Raw genomic sequence first — 18,009 nt, forward strand, 5'->3', positions numbered from 1 at the left:
CATCTTGATAAGAAGGAGGGGGTATGACTATCAATACCTATCATATTGAACTGAAGCCAATACAATTTCTTTGCTCATCTGAAGAAACGGATCAACGCCACGTCGACTATTTAAGTAAAAAAATAATTGGTGAGGGTATTTGGACAACCCCTATTCCTTGCGAAATAAACTCCGGCATTATTATGGATGGCAACCACCGCTATCAAGTGGCTAAGCGGTTAAATCTGACTTTTCTCCCCTGTATTTTACTAAATTACCAAGATGAACGAGTCAAAGTACACCATCAAAACTCAGATCAACCTTATAATATACAAACAATTTTTGATGTTATTTTACACCAAAACAAACTCCTTCCTTATAAAGCAACGTGTCATTACTTTTCACCATCATTGCCAATAATTGGTATTGATCTCAGCATGTTAAGATAAAAATAAAAAATCCGATTATGCAGTTAAAAGCATAATCGGATTTAATGTATTTAAATTTTAAATAATTCTAATTTATTCAACCGTCACTGATTTAGCCAAGTTACGTGGTTGGTCAACGTCAGTACCTTTGATCAACGCAACATGGTAAGAGAGCAGTTGTAGAGGAACCGTATAGAAAATCGGCGCAATCAACTCTTCAACATGTGGCAACGGAATAATTTTCATATTCTCACTCGCTTCAAAGCCTGCATCTTGATCTGCAAACACATAAAGCAAGCCACCACGAGCGCGTACTTCTTCGATATTAGATTTCAATTTTTCTAACAGTTCGTTGTTAGGTGCAATGATAATGACAGGCATATCGGCATCAATCAAAGCCAATGGACCATGTTTCAATTCACCCGCCGCATACGCTTCTGCGTGAATATAAGAGATCTCTTTGAGCTTTAATGCACCTTCAACCGCAATAGGGTACTGCTCGCCACGACCAAGGAATAGAGCATGATTTTTATCAGAGAAATCTTCCGCCAGCGCCTCAATCACTTTATCTTGAGATAACATGCTTTCAATGCGTGCAGGCAGTGCATGCAGAGCATTAGCAATACTCTCTTCTAATTCAGGACTTGCGCCTTTAATACGTCCCATATAGGCGACCAGCATCAACAGTACGGTTAATTGCGTGGTGAACGCTTTGGTTGAAGCAACGCCAATCTCTGCACCTGCTTTAGTCATTAGTGCAAAGTCTGATTCACGTACCAATGAAGAGCCAGCCACGTTACATACCGCAAGAGACGTCAAATAGCCTAGCTCTTTCGATAAACGTAATGCTGCTAGCGTATCAGCCGTTTCACCTGACTGTGATAGCGTGATCATCAGGCTGCCTTTACGATGAGCGGGCTTGCGATAGCGGTATTCAGAGGCAATCTCAACATCACAAGGAATGCCAGCCAAAGATTCAAACCAGTAACGTGCAACCATCCCCGCATTGTAAGATGTACCACAAGCTACAATCTGAATATGCTCAACTTGAGATAATATTTCACTTGCTTTAGGGCCTAACTCACTCAGATCGATGCCATTGTCTTTGCTAAAACGCCCTTCAAGGGTGTTTTTAATCGCCATTGGCTGCTCATAGATCTCTTTTTGCATATAGTGGCGATAAACACCTTTATCACCTGCATCATATTGAACATTAGATTCAATTTGCTCTCGTTCAACAGCCTGACCTTGCTTATCAAAGATACGTACAGTGCGACGAGTGACTTCCGCAATATCGCCTTCTTCAAGATAAATAAAACGACGTGTAACAGGCAATAATGCAAGTTGATCCGATGCGAGGAAGTTTTCACCCACACCTAAACCAATCACTAATGGGCTTCCCGAACGGGCTGCCACCAATAATTCAGGAGTACGACTATCCATGATCACCGTGCCATAAGCACCGCGTAATTGTGGGATAACGCGCTGAACCACTTCAACTAAAGCACCACCTTTTTGTTGTTCATGATGAACAAGGTGTGCGATCACTTCGGTATCAGTATCAGAACTAAAGATATAGCCAAGTTGCTTTAACTCTTCTTTAAGTTCTAAATAGTTTTCAATGATCCCATTATGAACAACGGCAATAAAACCAGAAGTATGTGGGTGAGCATTACGTTCACTCGGAACACCATGGGTTGCCCAACGGGTATGTGCGATCCCCGTTCCACCTGATACAGGGTTTTTCTCCGCTTCTTCCGCCAGCATTTGTACTTTACCAACTTCTCGTAAACGCTGAAGATGGCCTTCATGATCAACGACAGCCATACCAGCAGAGTCGTAACCACGATACTCAAGGCGGCGAAGCCCCTCTATCAAAATTTCTGCAATATCACGTTGTGCGACAGCACCTACAATTCCACACATATTAAATTTATTCCTAAACAAAGGGCTCCAGCCCTTATGATGTCGCTACCTGATTGTTGTTACAGCTTTTGCTGCTCCCCAAGCCTTGTAGAAAATGGGGTTTATTATATTTTTATCTTATTAACGCTACTATTGGAGAGGCACATTCACCTCTCCTAAAAATGTATTTTATTTTTTCTTCACTGGACGCTGCCAGTTTTTAATATGGACTTGTTTCACACGACTCACGACTAACTCACCTTCATTAACATCACGAGTTACCGTTGTACCAGCACCAATGGTTGCACCATTTGCAACAGAAACAGGAGCAATTAGCTGGGTGTCGGAGCCAACAAACACATCATCACCAATGATGGTTTTATACTTATTCGCACCGTCATAATTACAGGTGATCGTTCCAGCACCAATATTGACGTTTTCACCAATCTGAGCATCGCCCAAATAGGTTAGATGGCCAGCCTTAGAACCAACACCTAATGAGGCATTCTTCATTTCAACAAAGTTACCTACATGGGCTTTGGCTGCCAATTTAGCACCAGGACGTAAACGAGCAAAAGGACCGACTGTACATTCCGCAGATAATTCAGAGTTTTCTATCACAGAATAGGGGCTGATAACCGAGTTATCACCAATAACACAATTTTTAAGAATACAGCCTGATTGAATATGTACGTTATTACCTAACGTCACATTACCTTCAATAATCACATTCGTATCAATGATAATATCGCGCCCATGTGTCAATGTACCGCGAATATCAAAACGTTCAGGGTCAATTAGCATTACCCCTGCAAGCAGGAGCTTTTCTGCTTGTTCTCTTTGATAAATACGTTCAAGAGCGGCAAGTTGTAAGCGGTTATTCACCCCTTCCATTTCACTCAAACGGCTAGGGTGAACAGTTTCAATCTTGTTCCCCTCTTTATGAGCTAATGCAATAACGTCAGTGATATAGTATTCACCCTGAGCATTATTATTATCCAGTTGGGATAACCAACGTTTAAAGTCTTTACCACTTGCAACCATGATCCCAGTATTGATTTCTTGGATCTTACGTTGCTCTTCAGTTGCGTCTTTTTGTTCAATGATACCGATAACTTCACCGTTTTCACGGATGATACGGCCATAACCAGTTGGGTTATCTAAAATTACCGTTAATAAACCAATACCACCTTCAGGCTTAGCTTCAATTAAGCGTTGCAGCGTATCTTTCGCAATTAATGGCACATCACCATAAAGCATGATGATATCTTCATCATCTTGAAAGTGTGGGGCAGCTTGTTGCATTGCGTGCCCTGTACCGAGTTGCTCTGCTTGTAATACCCAATTGAGGTTTTGTTCACCCAATTTTTCTTTCAGTAAATCGCCACCATGTCCATAAACAAGGTGAATGTCTGATGCCCCAACAGATTTAGCTGTATCAATAACATGCTGAACCATTGGTTTACCTGCTAATAAATGCAGGACTTTAGGCAGTTCTGAATACATTCGAGTGCCCTTTCCAGCAGCAAGAATGACGACACTTTTTCTTTGCACAGTCATAATTTCCTGAAACTCCAACTTTGGGATAAAAGTAAACCTATTTCCTACATAAATTACTACATATTTCGCACAAATAAAAAAGCCAGTCAGGTATTAACCGACTGGCTTTTCTTTATACTGCCTTCATTACATCAGCTTTTTAGTTAACTCGATAACTCGAAGTTTCGCTATTGCTTTCGCAAGTTCTGCCGATGCCTGAGCATAATCAACATCACCGTGAGCTTTACGGACATGTTCTTCCGCTCTGCGTTTAGATTCCAGCGCACGCGCTTCATCTAAATCTTTACCACGGATAGCTGTATCAGCCAGTACGATAACGCCATTTGGTTGCACTTCTAAAATACCGCCAGAGAGGTAAATTAGCTCTTCTTCACCAAATTGCTTAGTAATACGTACCATGCCCGGTTTTATGGCAGTCAGCAGTGGGGTGTGCTGTGGATAAATTCCCAGTTCACCTTCACTACCTGTCACCTGAATTTTTTGTACCAGCCCTTCAAACATCTGTTTTTCAGCGCTGACAACTGTCAGGTGGTATGTCATTGCAGCTACCATATCAACCTCCCGTCAGCCAGATTAAAGCTTCTTAGCTTTTTCCACAGCTTCTTCAATGGTACCAACCATGTAGAACGCTTGTTCTGGCAGGTGGTCGTAATCGCCGTTCAGAATGCCTTTGAAGCCACGGATAGTGTCTTTCAGGGAAACGAACTTACCTGGTGAACCAGTAAAGACTTCTGCAACGAAGAATGGTTGAGACAGGAAGCGCTGGATCTTACGAGCACGAGCAACAACCAGTTTGTCTTCTTCAGACAATTCATCCATACCCAGAATTGCAATGATATCTTTCAGTTCTTGGTAACGCTGAAGGATAGACTGAACGCCACGTGCAACATCATAGTGCTCTTGACCAACGATGAGTGGGTCAAGCTGACGGCTAGTTGAATCCAGAGGGTCAACCGCAGGGTAAATACCCAGAGAAGCGATTTGACGGCTCAGAACCACTGTTGCGTCCAAGTGAGCAAAGGTTGTTGCTGGTGATGGGTCAGTCAAGTCATCCGCAGGTACGTAAACAGCCTGTACAGAGGTGATAGAACCTGTCTTAGTAGAAGTGATACGTTCTTGAAGAACACCCATCTCTTCTGCCAATGTTGGCTGATAACCTACTGCTGATGGCATACGACCTAACAGAGCCGATACTTCTGTACCTGCCAGTGTATAACGATAGATGTTATCCACGAACAACAGAACATCACGGCCTTCGTCACGGAATTTCTCAGCCATAGTCAAACCAGTCAATGCTACGCGTAGACGGTTTCCTGGTGGCTCATTCATCTGACCATAAACCAGTGATACTTTGTCAAGAACGTTTGAATCTGTCATTTCATGATAGAAGTCGTTACCTTCACGGGTACGCTCACCAACACCTGCGAATACTGAGTAACCTGAGTGCTCAATCGCGATGTTACGGATAAGTTCCATCATGTTTACCGTTTTACCAACACCCGCACCACCGAACAGACCAACTTTACCACCTTTCGCGAATGGACAGATCAAGTCCATGACTTTGATACCTGTCTCTAGCAGTTCAGTTGAGCTCGATAGCTCTTCGTAGCTTGGTGCAGCGCGGTGAATAGACCAACGCTCTTCTTCGCCGATATCACCTTTCATATCAATAGGGTCACCCAGAACGTTCATGATACGTCCTAGTGTTGCTTTACCTACTGGTACTTCAATTGGGTGTTCTAAATTTTTAACTTCTAAACCACGGCTTAGGCCATCTGATGTACCCATTGCGATACAACGAACAACACCACCGCCTAACTGTTGCTGAACTTCCAGCACCAGTTTTTCTTTACCGTTAACAACCTCAAGCGCATCGTACACTTTTGGTACTGCATCTTGAGGGAACTCGACGTCCACAACGGCGCCGATTACCTGGATAATCTTTCCAGTAGCCATCTTGAATCCTCTACGTAATTCGTAAACCTAGCTGTTAAACCGCGGCAGCACCCGAAACAATTTCGGTAAGCTCCTGAGTAATGCTGGCCTGACGAGCTTTGTTGTAAACCAACTGCAACTCTTTGATCAGGTTTCCACCATTATCGGTAGCAGCTTTCATTGCTACCATTCGTGCGGCCTGCTCACTAGCCAGGTTTTCAACGACGCCCTGATAAACCTGCGACTCGATATAACGACGCAGCAGGGTATCCAGCAACGCCTTAGGATCGGGTTCATATAAATAATCCCAAGATTTTTTCTTCAATGACTCGTCATTACTTTCAGGTAATGGCAGAAGTTGAAGAATAGTTGGCTCCTGAGACATTGTATTGATGAACTTATTGGTCACCACATACAGTTTATCCAAACGCCCTTCATCATAGGCTTGTAGCATAGTGTTAACTGGGCCAATCAAGTCTGAAAGCGTTGGGTTATCCCCCATTCCTGTCACCTGTGTGACAACATTGCCACCAACAGAACCAAAGAATGATACTGCTTTAGAACCGATCAAAGCCAAGTCAACTTGAACGCCTTTTTCAGACCACGTCTTCATGTCTGACAACAGCTTTTTGAACAGGTTAATGTTCAAGCCACCGCACAAACCACGGTCTGTAGAAACAACCAGATACCCAACACGCTTAACTTCACGCTCTTCAAGGTATGGATGTTTATATTCCAGATTCCCTAACGCAAGGTGACCAATCACACTGCGCATAGTCTCTGCATAAGGACGGCTGGCCGCCATGCGTTCCTGCGATTTACGCATTTTGGACGCAGCGACCATTTCCATCGCTTTAGTGATCTTCTGCGTGTTTTGCACGCTGGCGATCTTGGAACGTATCTCTTTTGCGCCGGCCATTTCTGCTTCTCCTTTTAACCAGACGGCCCATTTAAATTTACGGGCCGAATAGTATTACCAGGACTGAGTTGCTTTAAATGATTCGAGCAGTTTTTTCAACTTGCCTTCGATATCATCGTTATAGTTACCCGCCTGGCCGATTTCATTCATAAGGTCAGCATGCTCGCGCAATGCATAAGAAACTAATGCAGCTTCAAACGCACCAATTTTCGCTAACTCAACATCTTCCAGATATCCACGTTCTGCAGCAAACAGAGACAGTGCCTGCTCTGCAACTGACATCGGTGCATATTGTTTCTGTTTCAGCAGTTCAGTTACTTTCTGACCATGATTCAACTGCTTACGCGTTGCATCATCAAGGTCTGAAGCAAACTGAGAGAATGCTGCCAGTTCACGATACTGAGCAAGTGCTGTACGGATACCACCAGAGAGTTTCTTGATGATTTTCGTCTGAGCAGCACCACCAACACGCGATACAGAAATACCCGGGTTAACCGCTGGACGAATACCAGAGTTAAACAGGTTAGATTCTAGGAAGATCTGACCATCTGTAATCGAAATTACGTTAGTCGGAACGAATGCAGAAACGTCACCAGCCTGAGTTTCAATGATAGGCAATGCTGTCAATGAACCTGTTTTACCTTTAACTTCACCTTTTGTGAAGTTTTCAACGTATTCAGCGTTAACGCGAGCAGCACGCTCCAGCAAACGTGAATGCAGATAGAAAACGTCACCAGGGTAAGCTTCACGTCCAGGTGGACGACGTAGCAATAGTGAAATCTGACGATACGCGACAGCCTGCTTAGACAGGTCATCGTAAACGATCAGTGCATCTTCACCACGGTCACGGAAATACTCACCCATCGCACAACCAGAGTATGGTGCTAAGTATTGCAGTGCAGCTGATTCAGATGCAGTTGCAACAACAACGATGGTGTTAGCTAATGCGCCGTGTTCTTCCAGTTTACGAACAACGTTAGAAATCGTTGATGCTTTCTGACCGATAGCAACGTAAACACATTTGATGCCAGAATCACGTTGGTTGATGATTGCATCGATTGCCAAAGCAGTTTTACCTGTTTGACGGTCACCGATGATAAGCTCACGCTGACCACGACCGATTGGAATCATCGCATCGACTGATTTATAACCAGTTTGTACAGGTTGATCAACAGATTGACGGTCGATAACACCTGGAGCAATCACTTCTACTGGTGAGAAGCCATCGTGCTCAACAGGACCTTTACCATCAATAGGTTCACCCAGTGTATTCACAACACGTCCTAGCAGGCCACGACCCACTGGAACTTCAAGAATACGACCAGTACATTTAACTTTCATGCCCTCAGCTAAGTCAGCATAAGGACCCATAACAACCGCACCAACGGAGTCGCGCTCCAAGTTCAATGCGATTGCGTAACGGTTACCAGGCAGAGCGATCATTTCACCCTGCATGACTTCGGCTAAACCGTGAATACGAATGATACCGTCACTAACGGATACAATCGTACCTTCATTGTGAGCTTCACTCACAACATCGAACTGAGCAATACGCTGTTTGATCAGTTCGCTGATTTCGGTGGAATTCAGTTGCATATGCTCCAGTCCCCTTAAGACTGCAAGACGTCAGTTAAACGCTCTAAGCGACCGCGGACACTCCCGTCAATAACGAGGTCTCCAGCACGAATAATCACTCCGGCAATAACAGACTTATCAATTTTGCAATTCAGCTTAACTTTGCGTGACAGACGTTTTTCCATCGCTGCAGAAATTTTGGCTAACTGCTGTTCATTCAATTCGTTAGCAGAGATAACATCAACTTCAATCGTTGATTCCAGGGTATCGCGCAATTGGATAAATTGAGCTAACACTTCTGGTAGCGTACTCAAACGCCCGTTTTCAGCCATAATACGAATCAGATTTTGAACATGCTCGTCAATTTCATCTCCACAAACAGAGATAAACGTTTTTGCTAACCTATCAGGGGCAATAGACCCAGAAAGTAGCTCACCAACCTGTTCATTGCGCGTCACCTCAGAGGTGAAGGCCAGCATATTTTGCCATTTTTCAACAGATTGATTTTCCACAGCAAAGTCAAAAGCTGCTTTGGCGTAGGGGCGAGCTACAGTAGCGATTTCAGACATGCCCCTCCCTCCTTACAGTTCAGCGACTAGTTTATCAACGATGTCGCTGTTAGCAGCTTCATCCACGGAACGTTCGATGATCTTCTCGGCACCTGCGACAGCAAGCATCGCAACCTGTTTACGTAGCTCTTCACGTGCACGTTTACGCTCAGCATCAATTTCTGCTTGGGCTTGTGCGACGATTTTTGTACGTTCTGCTTCAGCTTCTGCTTTTGCTTCTTCAATCATCTGATTGCGTTGTTTATTCGCTTGTTCGATGATGACCTGAGCTTCAGCTTTCGCTTTTTTCAGTCGGTCGGTTGCGTCGGTTTGCGCCAGTTCCAGGTTCTTTTTAGCACGTTCTGCGGAAGATAAACCGTCAGCAATTTCTTTTTGACGTTTTTCAATGGCCGCCATAATCGGTGGCCATACATACTTCATACAGAACCAAACAAACAGGACAAACGCGATAGCCTGGCCGAGGATTGTTGCATTTAGATTCACAGACAATACCTCTTATTCAATTATCACTTGATATTCAAAATAGTTAGCGGTTTAGGGCTAACTAGCAAACATCACATATAGGCCCAGACCAACTGCAATCATCGGAATAGCGTCGACTAGACCCATTACGATAAAGAACTGAGTACGCAGCAGAGGGATTAAATCTGGCTGACGAGCAGCTCCTTCTAAAAATTTACCACCTAGGATGCCGATACCGATAGCAGCACCGATTGCCGCTAATCCCATCATTACAGCGGCAGCCAAGATACCAAGTTCCATGATAGTCTCCAGTTTGTTTCAGTTTAATCAATAATTGATAGTTAAATTAATGCTCTTCAGATGCCATCGACAGATAGACAATCGTTAGAACCATAAAAATAAAGGCTTGTAACGTAATAATCAGTATGTGGAAGATAGCCCAAGGTAGGCTTAACAACCACTGTGACCACCACGGAAGCAGAGCCGCGATAAGAATAAAGATCAATTCACCCGCATACATATTACCAAACAGTCGCAGACCGAGTGATATAGGTTTTGATAGCAGGCTTACCCCTTCAAGAATTAAGTTGATAGGAATAAAAACTGGATGATTAAATGGCTGAAGAGTTAACTCTTTAGTAAATCCACCAATTCCTTTCATCTTAATGCTGTAGAAGAGGATTAGGATAAACACGCCAATCGCCATAGACATAGTGATACTGACATCTGCTGTTGGAACAATACGCAGAGCAGGTAAACCTAAATAGTGCTCACCAATGTATGGAATAAAGTCGATAGGGAGTAAATCCAGAAGGTTCATCAAAAATACCCAGACGAACACAGTTAATGCCAAAGGAGCAATAACTTTGCTCTTGCCGTGATACATATCACGAACGGTATTATTAACAAAACCAATGATCAGTTCTATTGCAGTCTGTAACTTACCGGGTACGCCACTAGTCGCTTTAACTGCAACTTTTCTAAATAGCCACAGGAACAGAGCCCCGAGAACTATCGAGAAAAAAAGCGAGTCAATGTTCAACGTCCAAAATGTTGGACTAGCGTGGGGATCGACCAACTCAAAGGTACGTAGATCCAACTGAAGGTTTTTCAGATGGTGACCTATGTACTCATTTGTAGTCATCACTTCTCCTGATGCAGACATGATGCCTCTTACCCTTTTGTAGTTTAAAATTACTTACCGTTTAAAAACGGCTGGTGCAACAATCTGAACAATTAGCACAGCTAAATAGGCCAAACCCAGTGGTGTTAATGACGCTTTAAACACACCAAAAGCAACAACTAGTACGATAATAGTTGTAACAACCTTTAGCCCTGCTCCTAATGCAAAGAACCAGGCAATGCGGACAGGTTCATCCTCTTCTTTTGCTTTCTGAAAGTGGACTAGCAGCATAAATACGATATTTGGTAACCAGCATGCTAAACCACCCGCAAGAGCAGAGGCCCCCCATTCTATACTATTTGCACAGAAAGCCCCACTGAGGATCACAAAAGTTATTAACTGAAAAGACAACTGCTTTACAGCATATTTGTTGTCGTAAAGGGATACAGACATAACTTTTTGTACTCCCAGCTATTCTCAGCCTCAGAAACGCTAAGTGTTGTATAAAACTGTCTTTGCTTAAATGTGTCAAGAGACAAAAACGAGCAAATTATACGGGCAGGCGAAATGAATTCAATCAGTAAGTAGCGAAAAGGTGAATAAATATTTAATTTTTTCGAGATAGCGCAGAAATGTGGCAATAATAATTAATAAATAGTTAATGACTCGACAACTAAAAACATTTTTCTGTGATGAGTATCACAATATTTACTGTTCAGATTATTAGCGGACTCCCGCGTTCTCACTAAGAAAAAAAAGATTTGAGCCATAAATCAAATAATTAAAAGCGATATTTTTTAAACAAAAAAAAGCCATAATAAATCAAATATTTCATTATTAATTAACTAAGACACAAACTGGATTTATCTAAAATATCCATTTAGAGATATTTTTTAATCTCTAATGTTCATTTTTGCTAGTTATTCGTTATTACCGTGTAAATATCACGTAAAACCCGAATTGAGAGAATAAGGTAAAAATAAAAATAGCAGTAACATTGTAAATGCTACTGCTAAAGCTCTAAAAGATAAAAATTTATTGATGAAAAGCAACTTTATTTTAAAGATAAAATCACTAAATGACGTTGTTCATCAAGTTCAGGCACGTTCAATTCAACGATGGTATCAATTGAAAAATTATCAGGTAAGTCAGTCAGTTCCTCTTCACGCACCGCTCCCTTCAATGCATAGAACTTCCCAGAAGCATTTGGCAGATGATGGCACCAGCTCAACATATCACTTAAGGAAGCAAATGCGCGGCTAATTACGCCATCAAACCCTGCTTCAGGCTGATACTCTTCAACACGTGATTGAATCGGCTCAATATTATTTAACCCTAGCTCATGTTGGACTTGTTTGAGGAAGCGAATTCGCTTCCCTAAACTATCAAGTAAAACAAAATGCGAATCAGGTCGAACAATCGCTAACGGTACTCCAGGCAACCCCGGCCCCGTTCCAACATCAATAAATGATGTGCCCTTAAGCTGACCGTTCACCACTATGCTATCCATAATATGACGGATTAACATTTGTTGAGGGTCACGAACAGAGGTCAGGTTATAAGCCTTATTCCATTTCGCCAGTAGTTCGACATATCCCACTAGCTGCTGCTTTTGTTGATCGGTTAATTCAATGTTCGCGAGAGCCGATAAGCGCGTTAGTTGTGCTAATAAACTCATTATTAAGCGCTCCTACGCAACATGCCTTGCTTTTTTAACCAAACAAGCAAGATGGAAATTGCTGCTGGAGTAATTCCCGAAATACGCGAAGCTTGACCAATTGAAGTTGGCTTATGATCATTTAGCTTAGCCATCACTTCATTTGATAACCCTTTGACTTGCTTATAATCAAGATCAACAGGCAATAAGGTGTTTTCATTGCGTAGTTGGCGCTCAATCTCTTCTTGCTGACGAGCGATATAACCTTCATATTTCACTTGAATTTCAACTTGATCCGCAGCTTGAGGATCGGTGATCCCCGGTGCAAAACGGCTTAGTGAAATTAATGTTTGGTAATCCATTTCAGGGCGACGTAATAAGTCTTCCCCGTTCGCTTCTTTAGAAAGCGGAACTGACAGTATCTGATTGATTTCATCATGACCTTCAGATTTTGGATGAACCCAAATATCTTTTAGGCGTTGACGCTCTTTCTCAATCAACTCAACTTTGTTGTTAAAGTGAGCCCAACGGACATCATCGACTAATCCTAACTCACGACCTTTTTCTGTTAAGCGCAAGTCAGCATTGTCCTCACGTAACATTAATCGATATTCTGCACGAGAAGTAAACATACGGTAAGGCTCTTTTGTTCCTAGGGTGCAAAGGTCATCCACCAGCACTCCCATGTAAGCTTGGTCACGACGAGGGAACCAACCTTCTAAATCAAAAGCATATTGAGCCGCATTTAAGCCAGCTAGCAACCCTTGCGCACCAGCTTCTTCATAACCTGTAGTTCCGTTAATTTGACCAGCAAAGAACAAACCATTAATAAACTTACTTTCAAGTGTTTGTTTTAGGTCTCTAGGGTCAAAGAAATCATACTCAATAGCGTAACCCGGACGTACGATCCTTGCATTTTCCATCCCTTTCATTGAGTGGACAATTTGCATCTGTACATCAAATGGTAGGCTGGTGGAGATCCCATTAGGGTATATTTCATTGCTCGTTAACCCTTCAGGTTCTAAAAAGATCTGGTGAGCGTCACGATCGGCAAAGCGCATGACTTTATCTTCGATCGATGGGCAATAACGAGGACCGATCCCTTCAATGATCCCAGCATACATTGGGCTACGATCAAGGTTATTTCTAATCACATCATGGGTTTTTTCATTCGTATGAGTGATATAGCAAGGCATCTGTTGTGGATGTTGATCCTGTGATCCTAAAAAGGAGAATACAGGCATTGGATCATCACCAAGCTGTTGAGCTAATTGGCTAAAATCTATTGTTCTAGCATCAATTCTTGGTGGTGTACCCGTTTTTAAACGATTAACACGTAAAGGTAATTCTCTTAGGCGCTGTGACAGTGAAACAGATGGGGGATCCCCTGCTCGTCCACCACTGTAATTTTCTAAACCAATGTGGATTTTTCCATCAAGGAAAGTACCGACTGTCAACACAACTGCTTTGGCTTTAAATTTCAGCCCCATACGGGTTACCGCACCAGTAACCGTGTTATTTTCCACAATTAAGTCTTCCACGGGTTGTTGGAAGATCATGAGATTTGGTTGATTTTCTAAAGCCGTTCTTACCGCTTGGCGATAAAGGACGCGGTCTGCTTGTGCTCGAGTTGCACGAACAGCTGGCCCTTTACTGGCATTGAGGGTTCTAAATTGAATACCCGCTTTGTCTGTCGCGATAGCCATTAGGCCACCAAGGGCATCAATTTCTTTTACCAGATGCCCCTTACCGATCCCACCGATGGCTGGGTTGCAAGACATCTGGCCCAATGTATCAATATTGTGAGTCAGTAATAGGGTTTGACGCCCCATACGTGCAGCTGCCATTGCTGCTTCAGTACCGGCATGACCACCACCAATTACGATGACGTCAAATTGCTCTGGATAAAACATGTGTGAACCTTAACGTTAGAAAAATGCTGAGTGTTGCATTCGAGGAGAGAATTCTACTCAAGTTTTAAGGATAGACCAAGCTAAGTTGATCCGAGCCTTATTATATAAAGATCTTTTTATTTAAAGATCTCTTTATTAGATCTTTTATTAGGATCATCGATATCTGTGAATAACTGACTTTTCACTTTAAAGATCATAAAAGTGTAAAGGATCATATACTGTGAATGATCCGTGATCCTTTTGCGTATAAGCTGGGATCTAAAAGGGGGGTTATGCACAGGCACCCGACCCTTTAAAACTTATACTATGGATAACTACGGGTTAATACCGCGATCTTACCAGAGTTATCCACATCTGTTCGTTGTTATTTTGAACAAACTAGAGTTAGTTTGCCCAAATTTTAACCCATTCCCCTGCCGGATCTTCCGGTATTTCGTGTTGCTGTACATCGATTTCTAGTGGCTCACCGATCCTTTTCGCCCCATGATCGACTAATAGGCGACTTAATTTATGGATCGCACCACAGAAAGTGTCATATTCAGAACTACCGATACCTACACTACCAAACAGCACCTGACTAAGATCAGGGGATTGGCTTTCAATTTGTTCAGCTAGAGGTTGAATATTTTCAGGAAGATCGCCTGCCCCATGAGTGGAACTCACCACCAGCCATAAACCTTCACGTGGAAGTGAGTCAAGATCAGGCCCATGCTGCACTTCTGTTTCATAACCAAGTTCTTCTAAGATCTCAGCCATATGTTCTGCAACATACTCAGCACTGCCCATTGTGCTGCCACTAATTAGGGTTACTTTTGTCATGGTGATTCCTGATAGCAATATTAGGGCGTTATTGTACGCTGTGAATGAGCTGGGATCTACCTGTGGATAATGTGGTTATATAAATTTTTTTCTATGGGGTGATTGTTCTCATGATCGGGTTCTGTAGCGAGATCAGCGTTTCTGTCGATTGAATTTCATCGATAGTTTGAATTTTGTTGATAAGTACGTCTTGGAGGGCATCAATAGATCGGCACATCACCTTAATAAAAATACTGTACTGCCCAGTCGTATAGTAGACCTCAACTACTTCTTCTAGGGCGTCTAATTTTTTGAGGGCGGTGTGATAATCTTTAGCACTTTTCAAAATAATGCCAATAAAGCAGCACACATCAAAACCGAGTTGTTTCGGGCTGATATCAATACGTGTTCCTGTAATGATCCCTGCCTGCTTCATTTTTTCTACACGGACGTGAATAGTACCTGGGCTAACGGAGAATTTTTTAGCAAGTTCAGCATAAGCTGTACGTGCATTGCGCATTAATTCGTGAAGTATGTCACGATCGAGATTATCGATTTGATAATTTTCAGGCATTATTACCTCCTTAATTTAACGGATTCTCATTTTTATACCCATTTTTTTAGATAAAATAAATGGGAAAGTGTTTTTTTAATGAAGTATATTGAATTCCACCCCTGTTTTGTTGCTTAATCTACACATCGGCTAACGCAGCTAACAAATTATGGGTAAATAAAATGGACAAATCATTCATCGAACAACAGCAGCAAATCAGCTTTGTTAAATCTTATTTTTCACGTTTACTTGAAAAAGAGCTTGGCTTAATTGAAGTTCAAGGTCCTATCTTAAGCCGTTTAGGTGATGGAACTCAGGATAACTTGTCAGGCCATGAAAAAGCGGTTCAAGTAAAAGTAAAATCAATTCCTGACGCAACCTTTGAAGTGGTTCACTCCTTGGCTAAATGGAAACGTAAGACATTAGGCCGTTTCGATTTTAAACAAGGTCAAGGCCTTTATACTCATATGAAAGCGTTACGTCCGGACGAAGATCGCTTAACACCAATCCACTCTGTTTACGTTGATCAGTGGGATTGGGAAAAAGTGATGGCAGATGAGGAGCGTACACTTCCTTATCTGAAGCAGACAGTGGGTAAAATCTATCAGGCAATAAAACAAACAGAAGCCGCAATTAGCAGCGAATTTGGGCTGGCACCGTTCCTGCCAGACCAAATTCACTTTATCCACAGTGAAGAACTGCTACAACGCTATCCTGATTTAGATGCAAAAGGCCGTGAACGTGCGATTGCTAAAGAATTAGGCGCTGTTTTCCTTATCGGTATCGGTGGGAAGCTATCAAACGGTGAAGCGCATGATGTGCGTGCACCAGACTACGATGACTGGACAACTGAAAACGAAGATGGCTTTAAAGGCTTAAACGGTGACATCATTGTGTGGAACCCAGTGTTGCAAGACGCATTTGAAATCTCGTCAATGGGGATCCGTGTTAGCCCTGAGTGCTTGACTCGTCAGCTAAGCTTAACAGGCGATGAAAAGCGCATGGAGCTAGAATGGCACCAAGCATTAGTCGAAGGCAAAATGCCACAGACTATCGGCGGCGGTATTGGTCAGTCACGTTTAGTGATGTTACTGCTCCAACGTCAGCACATTGGCCAAGTTCAATGTGGTGTTTGGTCTCCAGAAACTCGTGAATCTGTTGCGGGTATGCTGTAGTTAGCGACTAAAGCGGCGCAATAACCTGCTTTTTAATCCGGTATCAAAGCGCCAGATATGATCAAATATCTTCATGATGCCGGGTTTCCCATAATTTGAAACAGATACCGCATGGAAGCGGTATTTCCCTACCTGCTGAAGGGATCTTATCTTTTTGATTAATTCGTCAGGCAAACGTTGAGAAACAAAATCGGAAATCACCACCGCGTCAGCATCTGACCATGTCGGGGTTTCGAGTTTTTTGACCGTTTCTTGCAAACAGTTAGCTAAATCTGTTCCTCCACGAAATGTTTGGTGTAAAAAACGAATACACTGCTCTAAACCATCCACGGAGAGTAAATCATAATGGACGAGTTCAGTAGAAAATAACATGATGTGACATGAACGGTTATCTGCCAGTGCAATTTTTAATAATGCGAGGCAAAATGCTTTTGCACATCGCTCATTTATTCCCCCCATAGAGCCTGAAGTGTCAATACAGACAATAAAAGGCCCTCTAGGTTGCTCTTCATGATGATGGTGAGTTACGGGGCGCAATACTCGTCTTTCTTGCCAACTTTCTCCTTGGAGACGATAAGTGATTAACTGCTTTTCAAGCAGTTTTCGATAGAACTCAAACTCAATTTCTTCAAGCCCTAACATCGCTAATTCGGTAGGTAATAGTCGTAATACGTCATCACTTTGGCTTAATCCATCAACTTGCTCTGGTATTGTTTCAGGGACTTTCTCGAAGATAGTCATTGGCTCTAGCAGCACGCTATCTTCAGGCAGGGTGCGAGCAGATTGGCTGCGGCCTAATAATTGAGCTATCTTTTCCAATTCAGGTTGTTGACGTAAAAAATCACTATATTGATTCAATAACTTATCATTATAGGCTGATGCTGTATTTAGCCCTTTACTTAAATCCCATAACCGGCCAGCAGCCCGCTCATTTTCGCCTAAAATCTCTTCGAGATTACCGCTTAACGCGAGCCGTTGTTGTAGTTCAGCGAGTAACTGCTCTTTTTCTTGCTCTAATAACTCCTTATGTAAAGTTGTCACCTGCAATATCAAACTGATCCGCCAGCGTTGGATAAATAAACTTTGCCTAGCGCTTTTATTCTCTATTTTACCTGAACTTAATTTGCAGGCTTCGGCATAAAAAGGAGAGTCTATGGCTTTTAGTGTTTCAATAATCTCGGGTAATTGATTAAAAAATAACTCAGTCGCTTGACCAAGAGACTGTTGATAAAGTTGAAACTCCTCAGCGAGTTGAGCAGGCACTAAGGCATCTTGCAGCTTTTGTTTAAGATCTTTTTTCCATTCCGATAAATCTTTTAACAGGGCTTTTTTAAGTCGAGGGTGTTTTTCAAAGAAAACGGCGAGTTGAGGTGTGGCAAGAAGAGAGATAATAATCTCTTCTATAAGCTGGCTTTCATTAACGGAAAGCAATAAGTCTAGCGTGGCTAAACTCAGCAT

Annotated in this window: 18 protein-coding genes; 2 read left to right on the forward strand and 16 right to left on the reverse strand. The window is 42.5% G+C overall.

What is annotated here, in order from left to right; translation table 11 throughout:
• Nucleotides 1-23: 23 nt before the first annotated feature.
• Nucleotides 24-428 carry a ParB N-terminal domain-containing protein gene (locus tag M1E93_RS00175; protein WP_004924000.1) on the forward strand — a complete coding sequence of 135 codons (405 nt, stop codon included), beginning with the start codon at nt 24-26 and terminating at the stop codon, nt 426-428.
• 72 nt (nt 429-500) lie between these two features.
• Here M1E93_RS00175 and glmS read toward each other — a convergent pair whose 3' ends face one another.
• The 15 genes from glmS to asnC form a co-directional block, all read right to left on the reverse strand.
• On the reverse strand, nt 501-2,333 hold the full coding sequence (glmS, locus tag M1E93_RS00180) for a glutamine--fructose-6-phosphate transaminase (isomerizing) (RefSeq protein ID WP_004923999.1): 1,833 nt from the start codon (nt 2,331-2,333) through the stop codon (nt 501-503).
• Nucleotides 2,334-2,501: 168 nt separating this feature from the next.
• Nucleotides 2,502-3,872, reverse strand: a complete 1,371-nt coding sequence (gene glmU / locus M1E93_RS00185) for a bifunctional UDP-N-acetylglucosamine diphosphorylase/glucosamine-1-phosphate N-acetyltransferase GlmU (protein WP_088498815.1) — start codon at nt 3,870-3,872, stop codon at nt 2,502-2,504.
• Between the two features lie 126 nt (nt 3,873-3,998).
• A complete protein-coding gene (locus M1E93_RS00190) occupies nt 3,999-4,424 on the reverse strand; it encodes a F0F1 ATP synthase subunit epsilon (RefSeq protein ID WP_004923991.1) in 426 nt (141 codons plus the stop codon).
• Nucleotides 4,425-4,445: 21 nt separating this feature from the next.
• Complete coding sequence (gene atpD, locus M1E93_RS00195) at nt 4,446-5,828, reverse strand: F0F1 ATP synthase subunit beta (RefSeq protein ID WP_004923990.1); 1,383 nt, start codon at nt 5,826-5,828, stop codon at nt 4,446-4,448.
• Between the two features lie 34 nt (nt 5,829-5,862).
• A complete protein-coding gene (gene atpG, locus M1E93_RS00200) occupies nt 5,863-6,726 on the reverse strand; it encodes a F0F1 ATP synthase subunit gamma (protein ID WP_004923989.1) in 864 nt (287 codons plus the stop codon).
• A gap of 54 nt (nt 6,727-6,780) precedes the next feature.
• Nucleotides 6,781-8,322, reverse strand: coding sequence for a F0F1 ATP synthase subunit alpha (gene atpA / locus M1E93_RS00205; RefSeq protein WP_004923988.1), 1,542 nt, complete (start codon nt 8,320-8,322; stop codon nt 6,781-6,783).
• A 14-nt stretch (nt 8,323-8,336) separates the two neighbouring features.
• Nucleotides 8,337-8,870 carry a F0F1 ATP synthase subunit delta gene (gene atpH / locus M1E93_RS00210; protein WP_004923982.1) on the reverse strand — a complete coding sequence of 178 codons (534 nt, stop codon included), beginning with the start codon at nt 8,868-8,870 and terminating at the stop codon, nt 8,337-8,339.
• Nucleotides 8,871-8,882: 12 nt separating this feature from the next.
• A complete protein-coding gene (gene atpF, locus M1E93_RS00215; protein ID WP_004923980.1) occupies nt 8,883-9,353 on the reverse strand; it encodes a F0F1 ATP synthase subunit B in 471 nt (156 codons plus the stop codon).
• 57 nt (nt 9,354-9,410) lie between these two features.
• Complete coding sequence (gene atpE, locus M1E93_RS00220; protein ID WP_004923979.1) at nt 9,411-9,632, reverse strand: F0F1 ATP synthase subunit C; 222 nt, start codon at nt 9,630-9,632, stop codon at nt 9,411-9,413.
• A gap of 46 nt (nt 9,633-9,678) precedes the next feature.
• The gene (gene atpB / locus M1E93_RS00225; RefSeq protein ID WP_004923976.1) at nt 9,679-10,497 is read right to left on the reverse strand and encodes a F0F1 ATP synthase subunit A; all 819 of its coding nucleotides are present in this window, start codon (nt 10,495-10,497) and stop codon (nt 9,679-9,681) included.
• 33 nt (nt 10,498-10,530) lie between these two features.
• Entirely contained in the window at nt 10,531-10,908 is a 378-nt protein-coding gene (gene atpI / locus M1E93_RS00230; RefSeq protein WP_004923974.1) for a F0F1 ATP synthase subunit I, read from the reverse strand.
• A 601-nt stretch (nt 10,909-11,509) separates the two neighbouring features.
• Complete coding sequence (gene rsmG, locus M1E93_RS00235; protein WP_014657142.1) at nt 11,510-12,133, reverse strand: 16S rRNA (guanine(527)-N(7))-methyltransferase RsmG; 624 nt, start codon at nt 12,131-12,133, stop codon at nt 11,510-11,512.
• A 2-nt stretch (nt 12,134-12,135) separates the two neighbouring features.
• Complete coding sequence (gene mnmG / locus M1E93_RS00240; protein ID WP_004923968.1) at nt 12,136-14,025, reverse strand: tRNA uridine-5-carboxymethylaminomethyl(34) synthesis enzyme MnmG; 1,890 nt, start codon at nt 14,023-14,025, stop codon at nt 12,136-12,138.
• Nucleotides 14,026-14,409: 384 nt separating this feature from the next.
• Entirely contained in the window at nt 14,410-14,844 is a 435-nt protein-coding gene (mioC, locus tag M1E93_RS00245; protein ID WP_104873098.1) for an FMN-binding protein MioC, read from the reverse strand.
• A 91-nt stretch (nt 14,845-14,935) separates the two neighbouring features.
• Complete coding sequence (gene asnC, locus M1E93_RS00250) at nt 14,936-15,397, reverse strand: transcriptional regulator AsnC (RefSeq protein ID WP_004923964.1); 462 nt, start codon at nt 15,395-15,397, stop codon at nt 14,936-14,938.
• 161 nt (nt 15,398-15,558) lie between these two features.
• On the opposite strand from asnC, the gene asnA reads away from it, so the two are divergent.
• Nucleotides 15,559-16,551 carry an aspartate--ammonia ligase gene (asnA, locus tag M1E93_RS00255; RefSeq protein ID WP_004923963.1) on the forward strand — a complete coding sequence of 331 codons (993 nt, stop codon included), beginning with the start codon at nt 15,559-15,561 and terminating at the stop codon, nt 16,549-16,551.
• On the opposite strand, the gene viaA is transcribed toward asnA, so the two are convergent.
• Nucleotides 16,552-18,009 (reverse strand): ATPase RavA stimulator ViaA, encoded by a 1,458-nt coding sequence (viaA, locus tag M1E93_RS00260; protein ID WP_004923962.1) that lies wholly within the window; start codon nt 18,007-18,009, stop codon nt 16,552-16,554.

This window comes from Providencia sp. PROV272 (assembly GCF_049901975.1).
In the GTDB taxonomy this organism is placed as follows: domain Bacteria; phylum Pseudomonadota; class Gammaproteobacteria; order Enterobacterales; family Enterobacteriaceae; genus Providencia; species Providencia stuartii.

What these genes read in the sequence shown, in the direction of transcription:
- M1E93_RS00175 (WP_004924000.1), top strand. Translation starts at nt 24, where the DNA reads ATGACTATCAATACCTATCATATTGAACTGAAGCCAATACAATTTCTT.
- glmS (WP_004923999.1), bottom strand. Translation starts at nt 2,333, where the DNA reads ATGTGTGGAATTGTAGGTGCTGTCGCACAACGTGATATTGCAGAAATT.
- glmU (WP_088498815.1), bottom strand. Translation starts at nt 3,872, where the DNA reads ATGACTGTGCAAAGAAAAAGTGTCGTCATTCTTGCTGCTGGAAAGGGC.
- M1E93_RS00190 (WP_004923991.1), bottom strand. Translation starts at nt 4,424, where the DNA reads ATGGTAGCTGCAATGACATACCACCTGACAGTTGTCAGCGCTGAAAAA.
- atpD (WP_004923990.1), bottom strand. Translation starts at nt 5,828, where the DNA reads ATGGCTACTGGAAAGATTATCCAGGTAATCGGCGCCGTTGTGGACGTC.
- atpG (WP_004923989.1), bottom strand. Translation starts at nt 6,726, where the DNA reads ATGGCCGGCGCAAAAGAGATACGTTCCAAGATCGCCAGCGTGCAAAAC.
- atpA (WP_004923988.1), bottom strand. Translation starts at nt 8,322, where the DNA reads ATGCAACTGAATTCCACCGAAATCAGCGAACTGATCAAACAGCGTATT.
- atpH (WP_004923982.1), bottom strand. Translation starts at nt 8,870, where the DNA reads ATGTCTGAAATCGCTACTGTAGCTCGCCCCTACGCCAAAGCAGCTTTT.
- atpE (WP_004923979.1), bottom strand. Translation starts at nt 9,632, where the DNA reads ATGGAACTTGGTATCTTGGCTGCCGCTGTAATGATGGGATTAGCGGCA.
- atpB (WP_004923976.1), bottom strand. Translation starts at nt 10,497, where the DNA reads ATGTCTGCATCAGGAGAAGTGATGACTACAAATGAGTACATAGGTCAC.
- atpI (WP_004923974.1), bottom strand. Translation starts at nt 10,908, where the DNA reads ATGTCTGTATCCCTTTACGACAACAAATATGCTGTAAAGCAGTTGTCT.
- rsmG (WP_014657142.1), bottom strand. Translation starts at nt 12,133, where the DNA reads ATGAGTTTATTAGCACAACTAACGCGCTTATCGGCTCTCGCGAACATT.
- mnmG (WP_004923968.1), bottom strand. Translation starts at nt 14,025, where the DNA reads ATGTTTTATCCAGAGCAATTTGACGTCATCGTAATTGGTGGTGGTCAT.
- mioC (WP_104873098.1), bottom strand. Translation starts at nt 14,844, where the DNA reads ATGACAAAAGTAACCCTAATTAGTGGCAGCACAATGGGCAGTGCTGAG.
- asnC (WP_004923964.1), bottom strand. Translation starts at nt 15,397, where the DNA reads ATGCCTGAAAATTATCAAATCGATAATCTCGATCGTGACATACTTCAC.
- asnA (WP_004923963.1), top strand. Translation starts at nt 15,559, where the DNA reads ATGGACAAATCATTCATCGAACAACAGCAGCAAATCAGCTTTGTTAAA.
- viaA (WP_004923962.1), bottom strand. Translation starts at nt 18,009, where the DNA reads ATGCTGAGTTTAGCCACGCTAGACTTATTGCTTTCCGTTAATGAAAGC.